The organism is Sphingomonas faeni (genome assembly GCF_024273235.1).
In the GTDB taxonomy this organism is placed as follows: domain Bacteria; phylum Pseudomonadota; class Alphaproteobacteria; order Sphingomonadales; family Sphingomonadaceae; genus Sphingomonas; species Sphingomonas faeni_A.
The window spans coordinates 183,220-203,047 of sequence record NZ_JANBVH010000002.1 but is presented as its reverse complement, the minus strand read 5'-3'; the positions used below and the strand labels follow the sequence as shown (position 1 = coordinate 203,047).

13 protein-coding genes, 1 tRNA gene and 1 riboswitch are annotated in these 19,828 nt (G+C 67.1%); of the genes, 5 read left to right on the top strand and 9 right to left on the bottom strand.

Features of this window, described 5'->3' with window-relative positions; translation table 11 throughout:
- Positions 1 to 19: 19 nt before the first annotated feature.
- From NLI89_RS01815 to NLI89_RS01805, 3 genes are all read left to right on the top strand, one after another.
- Entirely contained in the window at positions 20 to 1,207 is a 1,188-nt protein-coding gene (locus tag NLI89_RS01815) for an acetyl-CoA C-acetyltransferase (protein ID WP_254685436.1), read from the top strand.
- A 145-nt stretch (positions 1,208 to 1,352) separates the two neighbouring features.
- Entirely contained in the window at positions 1,353 to 4,625 is a 3,273-nt protein-coding gene (locus NLI89_RS01810; RefSeq protein ID WP_254685435.1) for a TonB-dependent receptor domain-containing protein, read from the top strand.
- Between the two features lie 100 nt (positions 4,626 to 4,725).
- Complete coding sequence (locus tag NLI89_RS01805; RefSeq protein ID WP_254685434.1) at positions 4,726 to 5,697, top strand: 2OG-Fe(II) oxygenase; 972 nt, start codon at positions 4,726 to 4,728, stop codon at positions 5,695 to 5,697.
- Here the strand turns inward: NLI89_RS01805 and alr are convergent.
- The 6 genes from alr to NLI89_RS01775 form a co-directional block, all read right to left on the bottom strand.
- On the bottom strand, positions 5,690 to 6,718 hold the full coding sequence (alr, locus tag NLI89_RS01800) for an alanine racemase (protein WP_254685458.1): 1,029 nt from the start codon (positions 6,716 to 6,718) through the stop codon (positions 5,690 to 5,692). The two genes, NLI89_RS01805 and alr, sit on opposite strands and share 8 nt — an antisense overlap.
- Before the next feature lie 102 nt (positions 6,719 to 6,820).
- Positions 6,821 to 7,600 carry an ABC transporter ATP-binding protein gene (locus NLI89_RS01795; RefSeq protein WP_254685433.1) on the bottom strand — a complete coding sequence of 260 codons (780 nt, stop codon included), beginning with the start codon at positions 7,598 to 7,600 and terminating at the stop codon, positions 6,821 to 6,823.
- On the bottom strand, positions 7,591 to 8,559 hold the full coding sequence (locus NLI89_RS01790) for a FecCD family ABC transporter permease (protein ID WP_254685432.1): 969 nt from the start codon (positions 8,557 to 8,559) through the stop codon (positions 7,591 to 7,593). Before NLI89_RS01790 ends, NLI89_RS01795 begins: the two co-directional genes overlap by 10 nt.
- A gap of 175 nt (positions 8,560 to 8,734) precedes the next feature.
- A complete protein-coding gene (locus NLI89_RS01785) occupies positions 8,735 to 9,535 on the bottom strand; it encodes an ABC transporter substrate-binding protein (protein WP_368077234.1) in 801 nt (266 codons plus the stop codon).
- Positions 9,532 to 11,430 (bottom strand): TonB-dependent receptor plug domain-containing protein, encoded by a 1,899-nt coding sequence (locus tag NLI89_RS01780; RefSeq protein ID WP_254685430.1) that lies wholly within the window; start codon positions 11,428 to 11,430, stop codon positions 9,532 to 9,534. The genes NLI89_RS01785 and NLI89_RS01780 overlap by 4 nt, the downstream gene beginning before the upstream one ends.
- A 113-nt stretch (positions 11,431 to 11,543) precedes the next feature.
- Positions 11,544 to 11,760: riboswitch (cobalamin riboswitch) on the bottom strand.
- Between the two features lie 325 nt (positions 11,761 to 12,085).
- Positions 12,086 to 14,149 (bottom strand): TonB-dependent receptor, encoded by a 2,064-nt coding sequence (locus NLI89_RS01775; protein ID WP_254685429.1) that lies wholly within the window; start codon positions 14,147 to 14,149, stop codon positions 12,086 to 12,088.
- Between the two features lie 188 nt (positions 14,150 to 14,337).
- Between NLI89_RS01775 and msrB the strand changes: the two genes are divergently transcribed.
- The gene (gene msrB, locus NLI89_RS01770; protein ID WP_254685428.1) at positions 14,338 to 14,787 is read left to right on the top strand and encodes a peptide-methionine (R)-S-oxide reductase MsrB; all 450 of its coding nucleotides are present in this window, start codon (positions 14,338 to 14,340) and stop codon (positions 14,785 to 14,787) included.
- Positions 14,788 to 15,102: 315 nt separating this feature from the next.
- Here msrB and NLI89_RS01765 read toward each other — a convergent pair.
- Both NLI89_RS01765 and cpdR read right to left on the bottom strand, forming a co-directional pair.
- Positions 15,103 to 15,177 (bottom strand) — tRNA-Val (locus NLI89_RS01765).
- Positions 15,178 to 15,221: 44 nt separating this feature from the next.
- Complete coding sequence (gene cpdR, locus NLI89_RS01760) at positions 15,222 to 15,599, bottom strand: cell cycle two-component system response regulator CpdR (protein ID WP_254685427.1); 378 nt, start codon at positions 15,597 to 15,599, stop codon at positions 15,222 to 15,224.
- 181 nt (positions 15,600 to 15,780) lie between these two features.
- Between cpdR and NLI89_RS01755 the strand changes: the two genes are divergently transcribed.
- On the top strand, positions 15,781 to 16,626 hold the full coding sequence (locus NLI89_RS01755) for an N-formylglutamate amidohydrolase (protein ID WP_254685426.1): 846 nt from the start codon (positions 15,781 to 15,783) through the stop codon (positions 16,624 to 16,626).
- A 3-nt stretch (positions 16,627 to 16,629) separates the two neighbouring features.
- Here the strand turns inward: NLI89_RS01755 and NLI89_RS01750 are convergent, their stop codons facing one another.
- Entirely contained in the window at positions 16,630 to 19,794 is a 3,165-nt protein-coding gene (locus tag NLI89_RS01750; protein ID WP_368077233.1) for a TRCF domain-containing protein, read from the bottom strand.
- Between the last annotated feature and the right edge of the window lie 34 nt (positions 19,795 to 19,828).

Here is a 19,828-nt window from a genome sequence, read left to right as displayed (position 1 = left end):
AAACATAGAGGATCCCGACATGACCGACCAGAACCCGAACGACGTCGTCATCACCGCTGCCAAGCGCACTCCCGTCGGCAGCTTCCTCGGCGCGTTCGCCACGACGCCCGCGCACGAGCTCGGCCGCATCGCGATCGAAGCCGCGCTCGAACAGGCGGGCGTCGCTGGCGAGGACGTCTCCGAAGTGATCCTGGGGCAGGTCCTCACCGCAGCCCAAGGCCAGAACCCCGCGCGCCAGGCATCGATGGCGGCGGGCGTGCCGAAGGAAATCCCGGCCTGGGGCGTCAACCAGGTCTGCGGCTCGGGACTTCGGGCGGTCGCACTCGCGGCCCAGGCGATCCAGACCGGCGACGCGACCATCGTCGTCGCGGGCGGCCAGGAATCGATGTCGCTCTCCGCACACGCGCAGTCGATCCGCGGCAGCCAGAAGATGGGCAATCTCAGCCTCGTCGACACGATGGTCAGCGACGGTCTGACCGACGTCTTCAACGGCTATCACATGGGCATCACCGCCGAAAATCTCGCCGAGCAATACCAGGTCACGCGCGGCGAACAGGATGCCTTCTCGGTCGCCTCGCAAAACAAGGCCGAGGCCGCGCGCGGCTCAGGGCGCTTCAAGGACGAGATCGCACCCGTCACGATCAAGGGCCGCAAGGGCGATACCATCGTCGCCGACGACGAATACATCCGCGCCGGCGCGACGATCGAGAGCGTCTCGGGCGTGAAGCCCGCTTTCAAGAAGGACGGCACCGTCACCGCCGCCAACGCCAGCGGCCTCAACGACGGTGCCGCAGCCCTTGTCATGATGCGCCGCGACGAAGCCGAACGCCGCGGCTCGACCATCCTCGCGACGATCAAGAGCTGGGCCTCGGCGGGCGTCGACCCGTCGATCATGGGAATCGGCCCTGTCCCCGCGACCAAGCGCGCGCTCGAAAAGGCCGGCTGGACGCTCGCCGACCTCGACCTGATCGAAGCCAACGAAGCCTTCGCCGCGCAGGCGCTGTCGGTCGGCAAGGAACTCGGCTGGGACGCATCGAAGGTCAACGTCAACGGCGGCGCGATCGCCATCGGCCACCCGATCGGCGCGAGCGGCGCGCGCGTCCTGACGACGCTCATCTACGAAATGCAGAAGCGCGATGCGAAGCGCGGATTGGCGACGCTGTGCATCGGCGGCGGCATGGGCATCGCTATGTGTATCGAACGGTAGGACTTATGACCGATTGTTGCATCTGTGTAACACGAGACATTCAATAATCACGCTCCGTTCATGATCGTGTAATAACCGTTGCGCGACCGCGCGCCCCGCGTCACGTTTGGCCATCACGGCACAAATGCCGAAACGGGGGATTTTCATGAACTTATCACGGCTTTTGGGCGCGACCGCATTGGTCGGCGCTCTGTCGCTTTTGCCAGGCCTCGCCGTTGCGCAGGCCGTACCCGACGCGAATTCGGCGCCGGTGAACGCGGATGGCACCATGCCAACCCAGGCAGCGCAGGGGGAAGGCACCGAGGTAGAAGAGATCCTGATTACCGGATCGCGTATTCGTCGTGCGAATGATGAGTCGCCGAACCCGATCACGACCGTCACCGCTGCGGACATTTTTTCGGCGGGCCGTGTTTCCGTCGGCGACGTTCTCAACGATCTGCCGCAGTTGCGCAGCACGGTGAGTTCGCAGAACTCGACGAGCGGCCTCGGCGTTCGCGGCCTTAACCTGCTCGATCTTCGCGGTCTTGGCACGTCGCGGACTCTCGTCCTGGTAAACGGCCGACGCCATGTCTCGTCGGAGATCATCAACAACGGCAACAGCCCAGACATCAACACGTTCCCGACCGATCTGATCGAGAAGATCGACATCGTGTCTGGTGGCAACTCGGCCGTATACGGCTCGGATGCCATCGCCGGGGTCGTCAACTTCGTTCTCAAGGAAAATTACGACGGCCTCGATCTGCATGGTCAGACCGGCATCAGCAAATATGGCGATGCGGGCAACCAGTATCTGTCGGCAGTCGCCGGCAAGAACTTTGCCGACGGTCGCGGCAACATTGCCGTCAACCTGGAATATGCCCATCAGCAGGACTACTACGCGTCGGGTCGACCGAATCTTCGCCAGAACGACGGTTTCGTTATCGTCGATACGGATCCGGCAGGCGCAGTAAACGGATCGGACAGCATTCCCGATCGCATCTTCGTCCGCGACATCCGCTCTACGACGATTTCGACCGGCGGTCAGGTCGGCATCCGCTATGCCAATACCGCGAATGCACCATGCGGTGTGGACTCGGCAGGTAGCTCGTTCACCTGCGCCTATCTGTTCCAGCCGAACGGCTCGCTTGTCCCACAGACGGGTACGCGCATCGGCCTCGGGCCAAATGGCAGCTATGTCGGGGGCAATGGCTATACCGGCCGCGAAGGCCAGTTGCTCGTCCTGTCGCCGGAACTCAACCGGTACGCCGCCAACCTGATCGGCCATTTCGAGATCAGCCCGGCGCTCGTGCCGTTCGTCGAAGCCAAATATGTCCGATCGGAAGCGCGCGGCTCGCAGAGCGGCCCATTCTTCTCGCAGGGGCAGACACTCGCCGACTCCACGCCCATCGCCGGCTTCAATGATCGATCCTACGTCCTTACGAACCCGACCGGCAACGGACCGGTCAACCGTGAGGGCATTCGTCTCGACAACCCCTATCTCGATGCGGGTGCTCGTGCGACGATCGCCGCCCAGCTGACCGCAGCGGTCAATTCCGGCGTCAATCCGAACACCGGCGCCGCGTTCGGCACCAGCGCGACCGGCGTTGCCCTCCGCAACGCCACTCTGGCGCAGATCGCGGCCGGAACGTACCGCTTCTCGTCACGCCGCAATTATGTCGATCTCGGCATCCGTGACGAAAATATCCGGCGCGAGACCTACCGTATCGTCGGCGGCATCCGTGGCGATTTCAACACCGACTGGCATTACGAATTGGCCGCCAACTACGGCGAACACCGTGAGCGCAACGTCATTCAGGGCAACATCAACCGTCAGCGTTTCCTGCTCGCCAACGATACGGTGCGCAATGCATCCGGGCAGATCGTCTGCCGGTCGCAGGTCGACTCAGCCTATGCGGGCAGCGATCGGGCGGGCAACCCCGCGGTTCTCGCAGCGGACGTCGCAGCATGCGTTCCGCTCAATCCGTTCGGCGACGGTTCGGTCAGCCAAGCGGTCCGCAACTATCTGACCGTCTCGACCGAAGCCACCGGCAAGGCCACCCAGTTCCAGGGTTTGGGCTACATTTCCGGCGACCTGAGCCAGTTGTTCGAGCTGCCAGGCGGCCCGATCGCGTTTTCGGTGGGCGGCGAATATCGTCGCGAGACGCTGTCCTATGATCTCGATCCGGTGACGCAGGCCGGGTACGCGTTCTATAACGCGATCCCCTCCTTCCGCTCGCCCGCGTTCGAGGTGAAGGAAGCGTTCGGCGAAATCTCGATCCCGCTGGTCAAGGACGTTCCGCTTCTGCAGGAACTGACGATCAACGGCTCGGGTCGCGTCGCGGACTACAAGGGTTCGGTCGGCACCGTCTACGCGTATGGCGGTGGCGTTAACTGGCGTCCGATCCGTGATCTGATGGTCCGTGGTTCCTATTCGAAGTCGGTACGCTCGCCGTATCTCGGCGACCTGTATTCGGCACAGAGTCAGAACTTCACGCCTGCGCCGAACGATCCCTGCTCGGCCCGCAACCTCGCCACGGGTTCTGCGACCCGCGCGGCGAACTGCTCCGCGGCAGGCGCACCGGCTGGCTACGACTATGTTTACAGCTCGTCGCTGGAGATCATCAGCGGCGGCAACCCGCAGCTCGAGGCCGAGACGTCCAAGTCTTATACGTTGGGTGGTGTCTTCACGCCCCGGTTCCTGCCCGGCCTGTCGATCTCGACCGACTACTACAACATCACGGTCGACAAGGTGATCTCCGCGGTGACCGCGCAGAACATCCTGAACCTCTGCTACGACTCGCCGACGCTGAACAATCCGTTCTGTGGCCTGTTCCAGCGCGCAGGCGCCGGTGGCGGTCCACGCGGTGAAATCCCGTTCCGGGTTCTCGAGGGCTCGCTGTTGCAGACGACGGCCAACTTCGCGAAGTTGAAGGCGACCGGGTTCGATACCAACATCGCGTACAACCACCGGTTCAGCTGGGGTGAAGTGTCCACCAAGGGCATCTGGACTCACGTGGTCCAGCGCGACAACTACACCAACCCGGCTGATCCAAGCTTCAAGAACACGATCAATGGTGAATTAGGTGATCCGTCGGATCAGTTCAACATCAGCGCCGACGTCAAGATCGGCAAAGTCTCGTTCGGCTACTCGGTGCGCTGGATCGATAAAATGTACTTGAACACGTTCGAGGATTACAACGCGCTCAACGGTCAGCCGCCGCAGAACGCGGATTATGCCACGATCGAGCAGTACCCCGCCGTGACCTATCATGACATCCGTGCCGGTGTTGACGTGAACGAGCGCTTCAATGCCTATTTTGGCGTGAACAACGTCAGCAACAGGCTGCCGCCCTATGGTGTCACGGGTATCGGCGCAGGCAGCGCGATCTATGACAACCGCGGTCGGTTCGGTTATGTCGGAGTTACCGCCAAGTTCTGAACGATCGGAACGGCAAATCTGAAAAAGGGTCGAGGAAACTCGGCCCTTTTTTTGTCTGGTGGATTAGCGGTTTGCGGACGCGCTCTGCTATGAAACCTGCATGACACAAAGCCCTGCCGCGACGGCCCTGCATCTGGTTTCGATCGGCCAGGCATCTGAGGCGCTGGCCGTTATAAACTCCGCCGCCGATCGCGGCGACGTCGACGCGCTGATGCAATTGGCGGTTTGGTATCTCGCCGGCGACGTTGTTTCACGCGACTTGGCCCATGCGCGGGCGCTGTTGGCCCGGGCCGTTTCGATCGGTCATGTCGATGCCGCGCTGATGGAGATCGCACTCACGGCCAATGGCAGCGGTGGCAAGGCCGACTGGCCCGCGGCTTTGGCATTGTTGCGAACCGCGGCAGGAAACGATCCCGTCGCGAGGGAACAGTTGGCGCTGGTCAAGGCGATGGACATCGACGCTGAGGGCGCACCGATTACGCTGCCGGTACACGAGATACTGAGCGTTGCGCCTAATGTGGTCCGCTTTCCGAAATTGTTCTCCCCCGCGGAGTGTGCTCATCTTGCGGGCGTTGCGGCAGCGATGCTGGAGCCCGCACGCGTGATCGATCCCCGCACCGGTCGCTGGATCGCGCATCCGATCCGGACGTCGGACGGGACCGCGATCGGGCCGGCACGGGAAGATTTGGTGGTTCGTGCGCTAAACCGGCGGATTGCCGCCGCCAGCGGCACGGAGATTGCTCAAGGCGAGCCGCTTACGATATTGCGGTATCGACCGGGACAGCAATATCGGCTTCACCTGGACACGATCCAGGATGCCGCCAACCAGCGCGTCGCGACCGTTCTGATCTATCTGAACGAGGGCTATGGCGGCGGCGAAACGCATTTTCCCGCCAGCAACCTGAAGATCACGCCGCGCGGCGGCGATGCGATCGTCTTCCGGACGCTGACCCGGGACGGCGCGATCGACCAATCCAGCCGGCATGCCGGCTTGCCTGTGATGCAGGGCGCCAAATGGCTGGCGACACGCTGGATCCGGGCAGAACCGATCGATCCGTGGACGATCAGCTAGTCGTCCATACACGCTCGAACCGCGCGCCGAGGCCGGTGAGCAGTTCATATTGCGAGAGCCCCGATGCGGCCGCGCTGGTCGGCAGGGCATAGTCCAGCGCGACCCAGTCGCCCTCGGCCAGATCCTTGGCTGCGTCGACGCCGATCGCGACCAGATCCATCGAGACCCTGCCGAGAACCGGCAGCACCCGACCTGATGCCAACGCCGCGCCGATATTGGTGAAATGCCGTCGGTAGCCGTCCGCGTAGCCGAGATTGACGATCGCGACCTCGGTTTCGTCCTTTGCCGTCCAGAGTGCGTTGTAGCCGACGCTGTCGCTCGCATGGACGCGACGGCGTTGCAGGATCTGTGCTTCGGGGCCAACGACCTGCCGGATCGCGCTCAGTTCGTTCCGGGGAACGCCGCCGTAGAGCGCGAGGCCGGGACGGGTCAGGTCGAACGCATAGCCCTTGAGCGCGATGCCGGCGGAGTTGGCGAGGCTCAGGCGTCGTGCGGATGTCGTGCCTGCCAGGGCGGCGAAGCGGTCGCGCTGGACCGCGTTCATCGGCACATCCTCGTCGGCGCACGCCAGATGGCTCATCAGCGTTTCGATCGCGAGGCCGTCGAGCAGGCCGCCGGCGATGTCGTCCGCGGAGACTCCGAGGCGGTTCATGCCGGTGTCGACCATCACGTCGCAGGGGCCGCCGCCTGCGGCTTTCCAGCGCGCGACCTGAATGGGCGTGTTGAGGACCGGGCGGGCGAAGCCGGCGGTGACGGCGGGCATGTCTTCCTCGCGGACGCCGTGGAGAACGGACACGGTCAGCCCCAGTGGCGCGAGCTCGGCGGCTTCCTGCCAGTTCGAGACGAAGAAATCGCGGCACCCTGCGGCGGCGAGGCGGCGGGCGACCTCGATCGCGCCGAGGCCGTAGCCGTTCGCCTTGACCGCCGCGCCGCATGCCGCGGTGCCGCTCATGCGGTCGAGCGTGCGCCAGTTCTGGACGAGGGCGTCGCCGTCTAGGCGCAGGCGAAGGGGAGCGGGAATGTCGATCACCCGGCGCGGGATAGTGCCGCGGGCGCGGCGCGTCGATGATCTTTCACCCGGCGGGCCCCGGCTTAGCCCCGATCCACCGAGCGTGTAGCTTGGCTAGCCTACCTCGACACGCCCGACTGGGACTAGCAGGCGGCGGCCTCCGTCGTCGAGCGGCGCGACGCGGACGCCGAACACGCGGGCGAGTGTGTCCGCGGTCATCACCTCGGCGACCGGACCGAACGCAATGATGCGACCGTCTGCGATCACCAGCGCATCGTCGGCCGCGCGTTGCGCCTGAACGAGGTCGTGGAGGACGATCGCCACCCCTGCCCCGCCGGCCGCGTAGGCGCGCAGGCGGGCGAGCAGGTCGATCTGGTGCGAGGGGTCGAGGCTGGCAAGCGGTTCGTCGGCGAGCAGCCAGCGGGGTTCGCCTGCGAACACGCGCGCGAGCAGGACGCGGGCGCGCTCGCCGCCGGAGAGTTCGCCGACCGGGCGTTCGGCGAGGTGCGTGGTCTCGGTGTCGTGCATGGCGCGGTCGACGGCGGCGCGGTCTTCGGGCGATGGCGCGGCATGCGCGCCGAGGTGCGGCAGGCGGCCGAGCGCGACGACGTCGCGGGCGACGATGTTCCAGTGAACCGTCGCTTCCTGCGGGAGGTAGCCGATCGCGCGGGCGCGGGCGCGCGGGTCCATCGTCGCGACGTCCTGCGTGTCGAGCCGGACGCTGCCGCCGCTACGATCGACGAGCGCCGCGGCGGCCTTCACCAGCGTGCTCTTGCCGGCGCCGTTGGGGCCGAGGATCGCGGTGACGCGGCCGGGGCGCAGGTGTGCGGACACGTTGTGGAGGACGGTGCGCTTGCCGAGTTTCACGCACAGCGCGTCGACGATCAGATCCATGCGCGGCCCCGTTCCTTGACCAGCAATCCGAGGAAGAACGGCGCGCCGATCAGCGCCATCGCGACGCCCAGCCGGACTTCGCCTGCGCCGGGGGCGACGCGGACGAGGCTGTCGGCGGCGAGCACGAGCGCCGCGCCGCCGAGTGCCGAGGGCAGCAGCAGGGCGCTGGGGCGGTGGCCGAAGACCGGGCGGAGCAGATGCGGCACGACGAGGCCGACGAAGCCGATCACGCCGGTCACCGCGACGCCCGCGCCGACCACGAGGCCGGTGCCGAGCACGACCAGCCAGCGGACGCGGCCCATCCTTATGCCGAGCGACCGCGCCGCTGCCTCGCCCAGCGACAGCGCGTCGAGCGAGCGGCCGGTGAGCAGCAGCAGGACCGTACCGAGCAGCATCGGCGGCAGCGCGCGCTTTATATCGTCCCAGCCGCGGTCGGTGAGCGCGCCCATGATCCAGTCGATCACCTCGGCGACCGCATAGGGGTTCGGCGCGATCGAGATCAGGAACGCGGTCAGCGCACCGGCGAGGCTGGCGAGCACGGTGCCGGCGAGGATGAAGGTGATCGCGCTTGGCGACCGCCACGTCAGCGCGGCGAGCAACGCGACCGCGCCGCCGGCTCCGAGCATCGCCGCGGCGAAGATCGCGAGGCCCGAACCGGCGCCGAAGAGGATCGCCGCGACCGCGCCGAGTGCCGCGACCGACGACACGCCGACGACCGCCGGGTCCGCGAGCGGGTTGCGGAGATAGCCTTGCAGGACCGCACCCGACAGCCCGAGCGTCGCGCCGAGGGCGAGCCCGAGCACCGCGCGAGGCAGGCGGAGTTCGAGGATGATCCACCAGCGCGGGTCGCTCGAGAACCAGGCGTCAAGCGGCACCCAGACTTTCCCGCAGCCGAGCGAGAGGCCGAACAGGAGAATTACCAGCAGGCCGAGCGCGATGAGTTTGGGCGTGCGGGTCATCGGAACGCCCCCTCGCCCATACCGACCACCGCCACCACCCCGGCGAAGGCCGGGGCCCAGTTGGGGAACGATCGTGACCGCAGGCAGCGCTGCATTACTCCAGCCTTGCCAACTGGGCCCCGGCCTTTGCCGGGGAGGTGGTCAGGGATAGGTTTCCCGATACTCGAACCTCGCATCACAGCCCCGCCCTTATCGCGGCGAGGCGTTCGAGCGCGGGCGGGATGGTCGGGCCGCCGCAGTTGATCAGGACGCGTGGGAAGACGGCTTGCGGCGTGGTCGGCAGCAGGCGGCGGCGCAGCGCAGTGCCGCGGCTGGCGCGTTCGGGGGCTATCACGATGGCGGGCGGCTGCGTCACGATCGTCTCGGCGGACAGCGTGCCGGTATGCGTCAGGCCATAGGTCGCGGCGGCGTTGCGGAAGCCGACGTGGGTCATCATCTCGTTCAGCAACGTGCTCCCTCCGGTCGCGAGATCGCCGCTGATATAGAGCAACGCGCTTGGCGAGGGTTCGTCTTTCCGGCTCCAGCGTGCCACGGCGCGGTCGATATCGGCATTGATCCGCGCGCCACCCGCGGGCGCGCCGACGGCATCGGCGATCTGCGTGACCTGCGCCTTGCTCTCGGCGATCGAGTCCGGAATGCCGAGCAGCAACGTCTTCAGGCCGGCGCGGGCGTAGGCCGCCTGGGTCGCGGGCGGGGTGTAGGTGCTGGCGATGACGAGATCGGGGTGCAGCGCGATCACCTCCTCGGCGGTCCCGGCGATGCCGCGAAACCGCCGCGCAACGGCGAGCGGGATCGAGGTCGCGGACGGATCTTGCGAATAATGGCTGATCCCGGCGATCCGCGCGGGCGGCAGGATCCGGACCAGCACCGAATCCACGCACGGATTGGTCGAGACGATCCCCCCGCCACCGCCCGCTCCGGGGGGTTGCGCGCAGCCCCCGAGCAGGAGCGCGAGGAGGATCGCCCCGCACCTCACTTCAGGCGCAACCGCACGCCGCCATACGCCGCGCGACCGTAATTGCCGTAGCCCGCGACCGTCTCGTACCGCGCGTCGGTGAGGTTATCGACGCGACCGTACAGCGCGATCCGATCGTCGATCGGCATTTCCGCGCGGATGCCCGCCAGCGCATAGCCGTCGAGCCGCGTGGTGTTGGCGGCGTCGTCGAAGCTGTCGTCGACCAGCGACACGGTGCCGCCGACCGACAGCCCGAACGCGAACAGGTAATCGGCGTTGACGCTCGCGGTCTGCTTCGGGCGACGCGCGAGATCGTTGCCGAAATTGGCGCCGATCGCGCGGTTCTCGGTGTGGATATAGCTGTAGTTGGCGGTCAGCGTCAGCGCGTCGACCGGACGCAGCGCGAGCGTAAACTCGACGCCGTCCGCTTCGGCCCGCGCGACATTGTCGTACACGCCGAACGGGCGATCGACGCAGATCGAACCGGCCGTCGCCTGCTCCGCCGGGCTGCAATTGCGGAAGTCGATCTGGTTGCGCGTGCGGCGGTTGAAATACGTCACGCCCGCGCGGACCCGGTCGCCGAGAAACGCCTGTTCGACACCAACGTCGAAATTCCGTGCGGTCTCGGGGTCGAGGTCGCGGTTCCCGTAGGCGGAGAAGAGCTGGTACAGGGTCGGGGCCTTGAAGCCTTCGCCGTAACTCGCGCGGAGCGTCGTGCCGGTCCGCAATGCCAGCGCCGCGTTGGCGCCGAACGTCGTGCGGCTGCCGAAATCGTCGTGATCGTCGTTGCGGACGCCGCCGGTAATCGTGAGGATGTCGAGCGGCTTGACGATCAACTGGCCGTAGACGCTGGTGATCCCGGTATCCGCGAAGGTGAAGCCGTCGTTGAAGCGGCTGTTCTCGCGCTCGACGCCCGCGACCACGCGGACCTCGTCGAGCGGACGGAAGTCGCCCTGATATTCATAGCGCTCGCTGCGACCGCGGCCGATGAACGACATGTCACCGCCGGGCTGCGAGAAATTGTCGCGGTTGATGTCGGCGATCGTGAACGCGACGCGGTTGTTGAACCGGCCGTCGGCGAAGTTCGCGTGCAGGCCGGCATAGCCGTAGAGTTCCTGCGTGGTCCCATAGGCAAGGCTGTCCGCGACCACGAAGGTTTCCGGATCGAAACCATCGTCGATCTCGACCTTGCTGTCCGCGAAATAGCCGCGCAGATCGAGGCCGATCCCCGGCGCGAACTCGACGCCCACCCGCCCCGTCGCGCCATATTGGCGATAGCCGTCGCGCTCGGTGCCGCTGGCCGCCGACGAGATGCCGTCGGTCTTCAGATAGCCGCCGGTCAGCGATCCGGACACCGGACCCGACTTGCCCGACACGCCCGCGCTCGCGAACAGGCTGTCGGCATAGCCATATTCGGCGTTGGCGCGCGCCTGGACGCCTTCGGTCGGCGCTGCGGTGATGATGTTGACGACGCCGCCGATCGCCTGGCTGCCCCATGGCACCGAGTTCGGCCCGCGCAATATCTCGATCCGCTCGACCGAACTCGCCAGCAGATTGCCGAAATCGAAGCCGCCGCCGGTCGAGGCCGGATCGTTGACGCGCACCCCGTCGATCACGACCAGGGTCTGGTCGGACTCGGCACCACGGATCCGCACGCCGGTCAGCGCACCGAGCGTGCCGTTGCGCGTGACGGTGACGCCGGGCGTTGTCGCGAGCAGATCGGACACCACGACGGTCTGGCGGCGCTCGATCTCGGCGCGGTCGATCACGGTCACCGCCTGCCCGATCTCGCTGGCAGGCTGGGCGACGCGGCTCGCGGTGACGACGAGTTCGGGGGCGTCGGTATCGGGGATGTCCTGGGCATAGGCCGGCGATACGATCGCTGCGGCGCTCAGGAGAAGGAAGAATTTCGTCATGGGGCACGTCCTGGCAGAACCGCCCACGACCATTCGGGAGCGGCAGACGTCTCTCGCTCGAGGAAACCCGGATGCACCGGAGCACTCGTCCGCGCCGGACACCCGCCCGCGCAGTGGATCGACCGTGAGAGGCAGGTCTCCTGGCTTCCGGGTCATCGCCTCCACCCCGCCTTCCCAGGTCGGAACCCAGTGGCATAATCGGGGTGGCCGCTATCCGGTCACAGTTGCGGGTACAGCGTCGGTCTTGCGGATGTGGATCGTGACGACCCGGCCCGCGCACCGACTTCCCTTTTGATCCCGTCGCCGGGAACCCTTCACAATGGTGGCATTAGTCGCGCGTCCTGCACGGGTCAACGCGGCGAACACTCTACAGTTGTTCCCCGCCAAGGGAGGCGGCGCTGGGGTAAGCTCGCTCACCATCCATCGCACCTCCCCGGCGGAGGCCGGGGCCCAGTTGGAGAACGTCGCTAACCGAGCGCGGCCCTTTGTTAATGCGACCTTGCCAACTGGGCCCCGGCCTCCGCCGGGATGGTGGAGTGTTGGTCAGGACGTCGCTTTCCCCTCCTTGTTCTCCCGCGAAGGCGGGAGCCCAGACTGGGTCCCCGCCTTCGCGGGGAAACACACTATCTTCGTTTCCGCGGCGGACGATCAGATATCACCGCCCCCCGTAGCGTAAGCCCACCCAGATCGTCCGCGGGGTCGCGCGTTCGACGATGTTCGCGCCGCTGATCCCTGCCTCGACGCGCTCGTCGAACAGGTTCTCCCCGCGCACCTCCGCGACCAGCGAGCGCATGATCGGCAGCGCCGCATACGCATCCAGCGTCGTCGCGGCCCCAAGCACCCGCGTATTCTGGTCGTCGTCGAACTGCCGGCCGATATGCCGCACGGTCAGCGACAGCGCCGCCGCGTCGTGTCGCCAGTCGACCGTTCCCGACACCTGGTCGCGCGGGGTCTGTGCCGGCCGCAAGCCATCCAATGCGGCAGTGATCCCCGAGCCCTCGACCTTCGAGTTCGTGTGCGACCACGATGCCTGGACGCCAAATAAACCAGGTCGATACGACGCATCCAGTTCGAACCCATGCGCGCGGATCGCGTCAAGATTCTGGCGGACGCGGTAGGTGACGACCCCCGGCAATATCTGCGGCGGGTTGGTCGTCGTGACGTTGGCGATCGCGTTCTTCAGCCGGTTGTAGAAATAGGTCGCGGCGATGCTCACCCCCGGTGCCGGCGTCAGCGTGACGCCACCCTCGACCCCGGTCAGCCGCTCCGGCGACAGCAACGCATTCGCCGCGGTCGCGTCGTTGCCGACACGGAACGGGCGGTACAGTTCGTTGAGCGTCGGCAGGCGCCACCCGCGATACCCGGCGGCGCGCAGCGTGAGCGCCTCGATCGGCTGGTACGCCACGCCTGCACGCCCGGTCGTCTCGCTGCCGTCGCGGTCCGCATAGCGCAGGTCGGTCAGCGCCGCGCCGGTCGCCAGCGGCCGTTCCGTCAGATAGCCGCCATCGATCGACCACCAGTCGACCCGCCCGCCAAGACTGAACGTGACGTCGCCCGCGACGAGGCTTCCATCGGCGAACACGCCGGTCGTCGTCGTGCTCCCGCCAGCCTCGCGCCGTCGCGTCGGCGCCGCGTTGACGAACGTATAGAGTTCCTGCGTCTTGCCGCTTACGTCACGGATATCCGCGCCCAGCCTGAGCGTGATGCTCTCGCCCAGCGGCGGCGCGATCTCGATCCGCCCGCCGAGCCCGGTCGCCGGGGTATTATACTGGTTCAGCGACTGGATCGCGGCCGTCCGCGCGGCATTGATGCTGTTGAAGCTGCTCGCGAACGCGCGCGTCTGGAGATACGCCAGCGCCGAATAGCCCCACGCGCCCCGCCCGATCAGCCGGATGCTCGCATCGGCCCCCTCGCTTTTATTGGCGGTGAAGTCGCTGCCGCGGTCGCGCGTGTCGGTGAACGCGCTCGCATTCATCTGCAATTCGGTCTTCGCGTCAATCCCGACGACGGTCCGCAGCGCTCCCGAAGCCTGCTCGTACGGGGCGGCCCGATCGACGATCCCGCGACTTTCCTCGACGGTCGGCGTGAAGCCATCCCCGCGCGCGTAAGCTCCCGATAAGGTCGCGAACCCCGATCCGCGCACCAGCGCCGCCGACCCCTGTGCATCGACCGAGTCGCGGCTGCCATAGGCGACGCTGCCCTGAAACGGCATCAGTTGATCGGGCGTCGCGCTCTCCAGCTCGACCGTCCCTGCCAGCGCACCCGGCCCCTGATATCCGCTGCCGCCACCGCGCGTCACGCGGATGCGGCCGAGCCGCCCCCTCGCATAGGCCGGAAACGCGACCCAGCCGCCGAACGGATCCGCCTGCGGCACCCCGTCGAAGATCAGCAGCGCGCGACTGGAGGCATTGCCGCCGATCCCGCGCAGCGAAACCCCCTGGCTGGTCGGATTGGCGCTCCGCGAGTCCGACCGGCGGAACTGCTGCAACCCGGCGACGTCGGCGAGCACGCTCTCCAGCCGATTGCTCGCATTCGCCTGGATCCGGTCGCGCTCGATCGTGACGATCGAATAGGCGCGATCGCCGGGCGCATCCGCCAACCCGCGCCCGGTGACGACGATGTCGGGCGCCGCCTCGCTCGGTTCCGCGGTCGATTGGGCAAGGGCGCTTCCCGACGAGAACAGGATGCAGGCGAGCGCGGACAGCGGGGTGCGAATCATCCGCCGCGCATGACAGCTTTTGCCCTCGCCTGAAAAGCCGGACGGGGGGTGCCCGGGAGAATATCGCCGAGGGGCCTGCGACCGCGCGCATTGGGCCAGCGCCAAGACGCCCTATATTGTCGGAAACCCCATCGATGCGAGCGTTCGCTATCGGTGGAGCCACGCGTTCACGCTGATGGGACATGACCATGACCGAGTATAAGAAGACCGACGAGGCGATCGCCAAGCTCACCCCCGAGCAGTTCCACGTGACGCAGCAGAGCGGCACGGAGCGGCCGGGAACGGGCGAATATCTGAACACCCGCGAACCCGGCCTGTACGTCGACATCGTCTCCGGCGAGCCGCTGTTCGCGTCCGCCGACAAGTTCGATTCCCACTGCGGCTGGCCCAGCTTCACCCGGCCGATCTCGCCCATCCATGTGACCGAACTGCACGATCGCAGCCACGGCATGGTCCGCACCGAAATCCGCTCGGCCGGCGCCGACAGCCATCTCGGCCATGTGTTCGAGGACGGCCCGCAGGATCAGGGCGGGCTGCGCTACTGCATCAACTCCGCGTCGCTGCGGTTCGTGCCGCGCGACGAGATGGAGGCGCAGGGCTATGCCGACTATCTTGATCAGGTCGACGCGGCCGGCTGACGGTACGGCTGACGGTACTGGGGCATGAAACGGAACGGCACGCATCGACGGGGCCGTCCCGCACTACCGCGGGGACATCGGCGGAAGCCGAAGCCCGCAGCGGTCGAATGATCGGGGTACCGCTGGGCTTCGACCGCGACATCAAGCCCGGCTCCGAGCCCCGCCGCGCCTTCGTTCCCACAGGACCTCATGCCGGACGCCGTTCGTCCGGACTGAAACCCCGACCGTGTAGCTGCTCCGCGCGGTAACGGGACGACGGGACCGACCCAATAACGTTAAAAACCCCGCTAGCCATGGGGCTAGCGGGGTTTTCAATGGTGGGCGTGGCAAGGATTGAACTTGCGACCCCTGCGATGTCAACACAGTGCTCTACCACTGAGCTACACGCCCGCCGGAGGGCTCCACTAGCCGCGGTTATCGCGGCGTGCAAGCGCTCAATGCACGCCGGTCATATTATCCATCTCGAACAGGCGATCGACCTCGGCGACCAAGTCGCGCAGGTGGAACGGCTTGGACAAGACGCGGGCGTGCGGCATCGCCCGGCCCGCCTTCAGCGTCACCGCCGCAAACCCCGTGATGAACATCACCCGCAGGTCCGCGCACATCTCGCCGGCCTTCTGCGCCAGCTCGATGCCGTCCATCTCGGGCATCACGATATCGGTCAGCAGCAGGTCGAACGTTTCGGTTTCGAGCAACGGGATCGCCGCGGTGCCGCGATCGACCGCCGTCACCGCATAGCCGGAACGTTCGAGCGCGCGCGTCAGATATTCGCGCATGACCTGATCGTCCTCGGCCAGCAGAATTCGCAACATCGGTCTAAAGCCCCGTTTTTCCACGTACATTCGACCTCGCCCTACGCGCAAAGCCGTTAAGATTTCCAGATCGTTTACCGCGATTCGCACGGATCAGGCGCCACACCCCTACCACCCACGGCCGGTCGGTACCCAGGCGAGACCGATTGCCGCGGCGGTTCTGCGGCCCTAGCGTAGGGCGATGCACCCCTCTCCCTTCGAACGCCTCGGCGCGATGCCGCCGACCAGCCCGGTGGTGCTGTCGGTGCCGCATGCCGGTCGGGAGTATCCCCTGGCGCTGAAGACCGCGCTCCGCGTGCCGCTCGCCGCATTGCTGCCGCTCGAGGACCGCCTGGTCGATGCGGTCGCGCGCGCCGCACGGACGAACCAGACGACGATCGTCCAGACCCGGGCGCGCGCGTGGATCGACCTCAACCGCGGCGAAGACGAACGCGATCCCCTGCTCGACGAGGGCGCGGCGTCGGTGGCGCCGGCGCAGCAGTCCGCCAAGCTGCGCAGCGGGCTGGGGCTGGTGCCACGGCGCGTGTCGGGTGCGGGCGACCTCTGGGCGCGACGTTTCACCGATGCCGACGTCACCGCCCGCATCGCACAGGATCATCGCCCCTATCACGCAGCGATCTCCAGTGCGCTAGAGGCCGCCAAGGCGCAGTTCGGGGTGGCGGTATTGCTCGACCTGCATTCGATGCCGCCGCTCGGCCCCGGCGGCACGCGGATCGTGCTGGGCGATCGTTTCGGGCACGCCGCAGCGGCGCGGTTCGTGACGCGGGTCGAGACCGAATGCACCGCGAGGGGCTTCTCGACCGCGATCAACGCCCCCTATGCCGGCGGGCACATCCTCGAACGCCACGCCCGTCCGGCCGCAAATATCCACGCGGTACAGCTCGAACTCGATCGCACGCTCTATCTCGATCGCAAGCTCCACGCACCGGGCGCCGGCTTTGCCCGGGTCGTCGATCTTTTGCGCGCCATCCTGGCCGCGCTCGCCGACGAGGCGCTGTCTCCCCCGCTGGCACAGGCCGCGGAATAGGCGCTACGCGACCATCCCGTCGAGCAACTCCTCGATCCGATTCGCCCGTTCGATCGGATCCGCGATGCTCTCGCCGGCGATCCAGCGACCGTTCTTCTCGACCAGATCGCCCTCGGGTTTCGCGGTCCGCCGGTCATGGGGCGTGAGCGCGATCGCGGCAGGCCCGGCGTCGATCCGGCGGATATCGGCTGCCCGCGCCAAGGTGCGGATCCGCGCGACCTGCAACAAACGCCGGGCTTGATCGGGCATCGCACCGAAACGATCGTCGAGTTCAGCCTCGAACTGATCGAGCGCGGCGACACCGTCCAGTCGCGCGAGCCGGGCGTACAGCGCCAATCGCACTTCGGTTTCCGGAATCCAGTCCTCGGGCAGGCATCCGCCGAGTTCCAGATGCAGCTCCGGGGTCCAGTCGTCGACCAGCGTATCCCCGTCCCGTTCGAGCCGAGCCTTGCGCAACGCCCGGCCGAACAGATGCTGGTACAGGTCGATGCCGATCAGCTTCATGTGGCCGACCTGCGCCTCGCCGACCAGATCGCCCGCACCGCGCAGATCGAGATCGCGCGCGCTGATCGCAAAGCCCGCGCCTAGCCGGTCGAACGCCTGCAAGGTCCGCAGGCGCTTCAGCGTGCCCTCGGCGATCGTCGCGTCGCCATCGGTCAGCAGCATCACCTGCCCGCGCCGCCCGCTACGCCCCACCCGTCCGCGCAACTGGTGAAGCTGCGACAGGCCGAAACGGTCGGCATGGTGGACGATCATCGTGTTCGCGCGCGGCACGTCGAGCCCCGCCTCGATGATGTTGGTCGCCAGCAGGATGTCGCCATCGCCCGCCGCGAACGAGACCATCGCCTCGTCGATCTCCGCCGCCGGCATCTTGCCATGCGCCTGGACGAGGCCGAGTTCGGGCACGAGCTTGGCGAGCCGCGCGGCCAGTGGCGCCATGTCGTCGATCCGCGGCACGACCACGAAGCTCTGCCCACCGCGCGCACGTTCGCGACGCAGCGCGGCACGGACGGTAGCGTCGTCGAAATGCGCCACCGCGGTCCGGATCGGCTGGCGGCGCGCAGGCGGCGTCGCGATCACCGACAGTCCCTGCAACCCGATCATCGCCGATTGCAGCGTCCGCGGGATCGGCGTCGCGCTCAGCGTCAGGACGTGACCCGCGCCCAGCGCATGCAGCTTCGCCTTGTCGGCCGCACCGAAGCGCTGCTCCTCGTCGATCACCACCAGCGCCAGATCCTTGTAGGCGACGCCCTTGCCGGCAATCGCCCCGGTGCCGACCACGACCTGGATCGATCCGTCGGCAAGCCCAGCCTTGACCCGCGCCTTCTCGGCCGGGCCCGACAGACGCGACAGCCCCGCGACGACGATACCGCTTCCCTCGAACCGGCGCGCGAACGTCTCGATATGCTGGCGAACGAGGACGGTAGTCGGCGCGGCGATCGCGACCTGGCGTCCTGCCAGCGCCACTGCGGCGGCGGCACGTAGCGCAACCTCGGTCTTGCCATAGCCAACATCGCCGATCACCAGCCGGTCCATCGGCTTGCCGCTCGCCAGATCGGCAAGCGTCGTCGTGATCGCCCGGGCCTGATCGGGCGTCTCGGTAAAGGCGAACCCGGCAGCGAACCTCTCATAGGCCGCCCGGTCTGGTACGATCGGATCAGTCGTCCGTGCCGCTCGCTCGGCGGCGATCGCGGCAAGATCGCGCGCGCTATCCGCAATCGCCGAATCGATCGCACCACGCCGCTTCTGCCACGACGATCCGTCCAGCGCGTCGAGCGTCACGGCGTCCACCTCGGCTCCGTAGCGCCAGATCCGATCGGCCTCGGCGACCGGCACCAGACGACGTCCACCCTTGGCATATTCCAGGACGATCGCGTCGCCATCCGTTCCCGGCAGCATCTCCAGGCCGCGGACGACGCCGATGCCGAACTCTTCATGGACGATCACGTCGCCGCACCGCAGTTCGCTCGCCAGTGCGGCAATCGCTCCCGCCCCGCTGCCCGAAATCTCGTCTGCGCGCGCACGCCCACCGAGCAGGTCCGCGCCGGCGATCACGGTCATGCCGTCAACGACGAACCCACGATCGATCGGCGCAGCCAGCATCATCGCGCTGCCGGGCTTTGCCGCGTGCACCTCCGACCAACGCTCGATCTGGACGAAGGCGATCTTCGCCGCGCGTTCGAGCCTGGGTTGCAGGAACCGCAGGTCGCGCGGCGATCCGACGATCAACAGCCGCCCATCGGCCAGACCATCCTTTGCGAACCGGGCGAACGCACGCGCCGGGTCACGCCGTTCCACGAACCGCGGCGGTTGCGCATCGCTGCCTTCGATCGCTACCGCGTCACGCTCGGCCACTGCAGCCTGCCACGCCTTGTCGTCCACCAGATCGGCAACAGCCTTGCGCCGCGGCAGGCCGTCAGCGGCGATCAAGAGAAACCGCGTCCGGCGGCGGTCCGCGCCTTCGTCGAACGCGATCGCGGCATCCGGCAGATGCGCCAGAACGGAGACGCCGTCCTCCACCGTCGGCTCGGTCGCTCGACCGATTTCGACGCGATCGATATCGCCCTCGCTAAGCTGCGACACCGGGTCGTAGTTGCGAAGCCCCGTGGTGACACCCTCGGCAAACTCGATCCGCACGGGATGCTCGCGGTCCGCCGGGAAGATGTCGATCACGCCCCCGCGCAACGCGATCTCACCGGGTTCGTCGACGCGGTCATCGACGATATAGCCGATCTCCGCCGCAATCCCGGCAAACGCCTCGACGTCGATCGCATCGCCGACAGCCAGCCGAGGCGGAGCCGCATCGAACATCGCGGGCGCCGGATAGCGAACCGCAGTCGCCTCCGCCGTCGTCACGAGCAGGATGGGATGCACCTTGCCTTCCGTCGCAGCACGCAGCTGGCGCAGGGCGGCAACCCGGCGACCGACGTTAGCCGGCGACGCGGGCGCGTCGTCCCCCGGCAACGCGTCGCTGGATGGCAAGTGCACCACCAGCGCATCGGGCGCGAACGCCGCGGCGATCGCCGAAATCTCCGTCGCGCGCTGATCGTCGGCAGCGACGCAGACCACGTCGCCCTTCCCCAGCCCTTCGACGACCGCTACCGCTACCGGCCCCGCGGCAAAGGGGGTGACGCGTTCGTTGACGACCTGCTGACTGACCTGAAGCACCGATACGCATCCTTCTTTAGACACTCAACGTGAG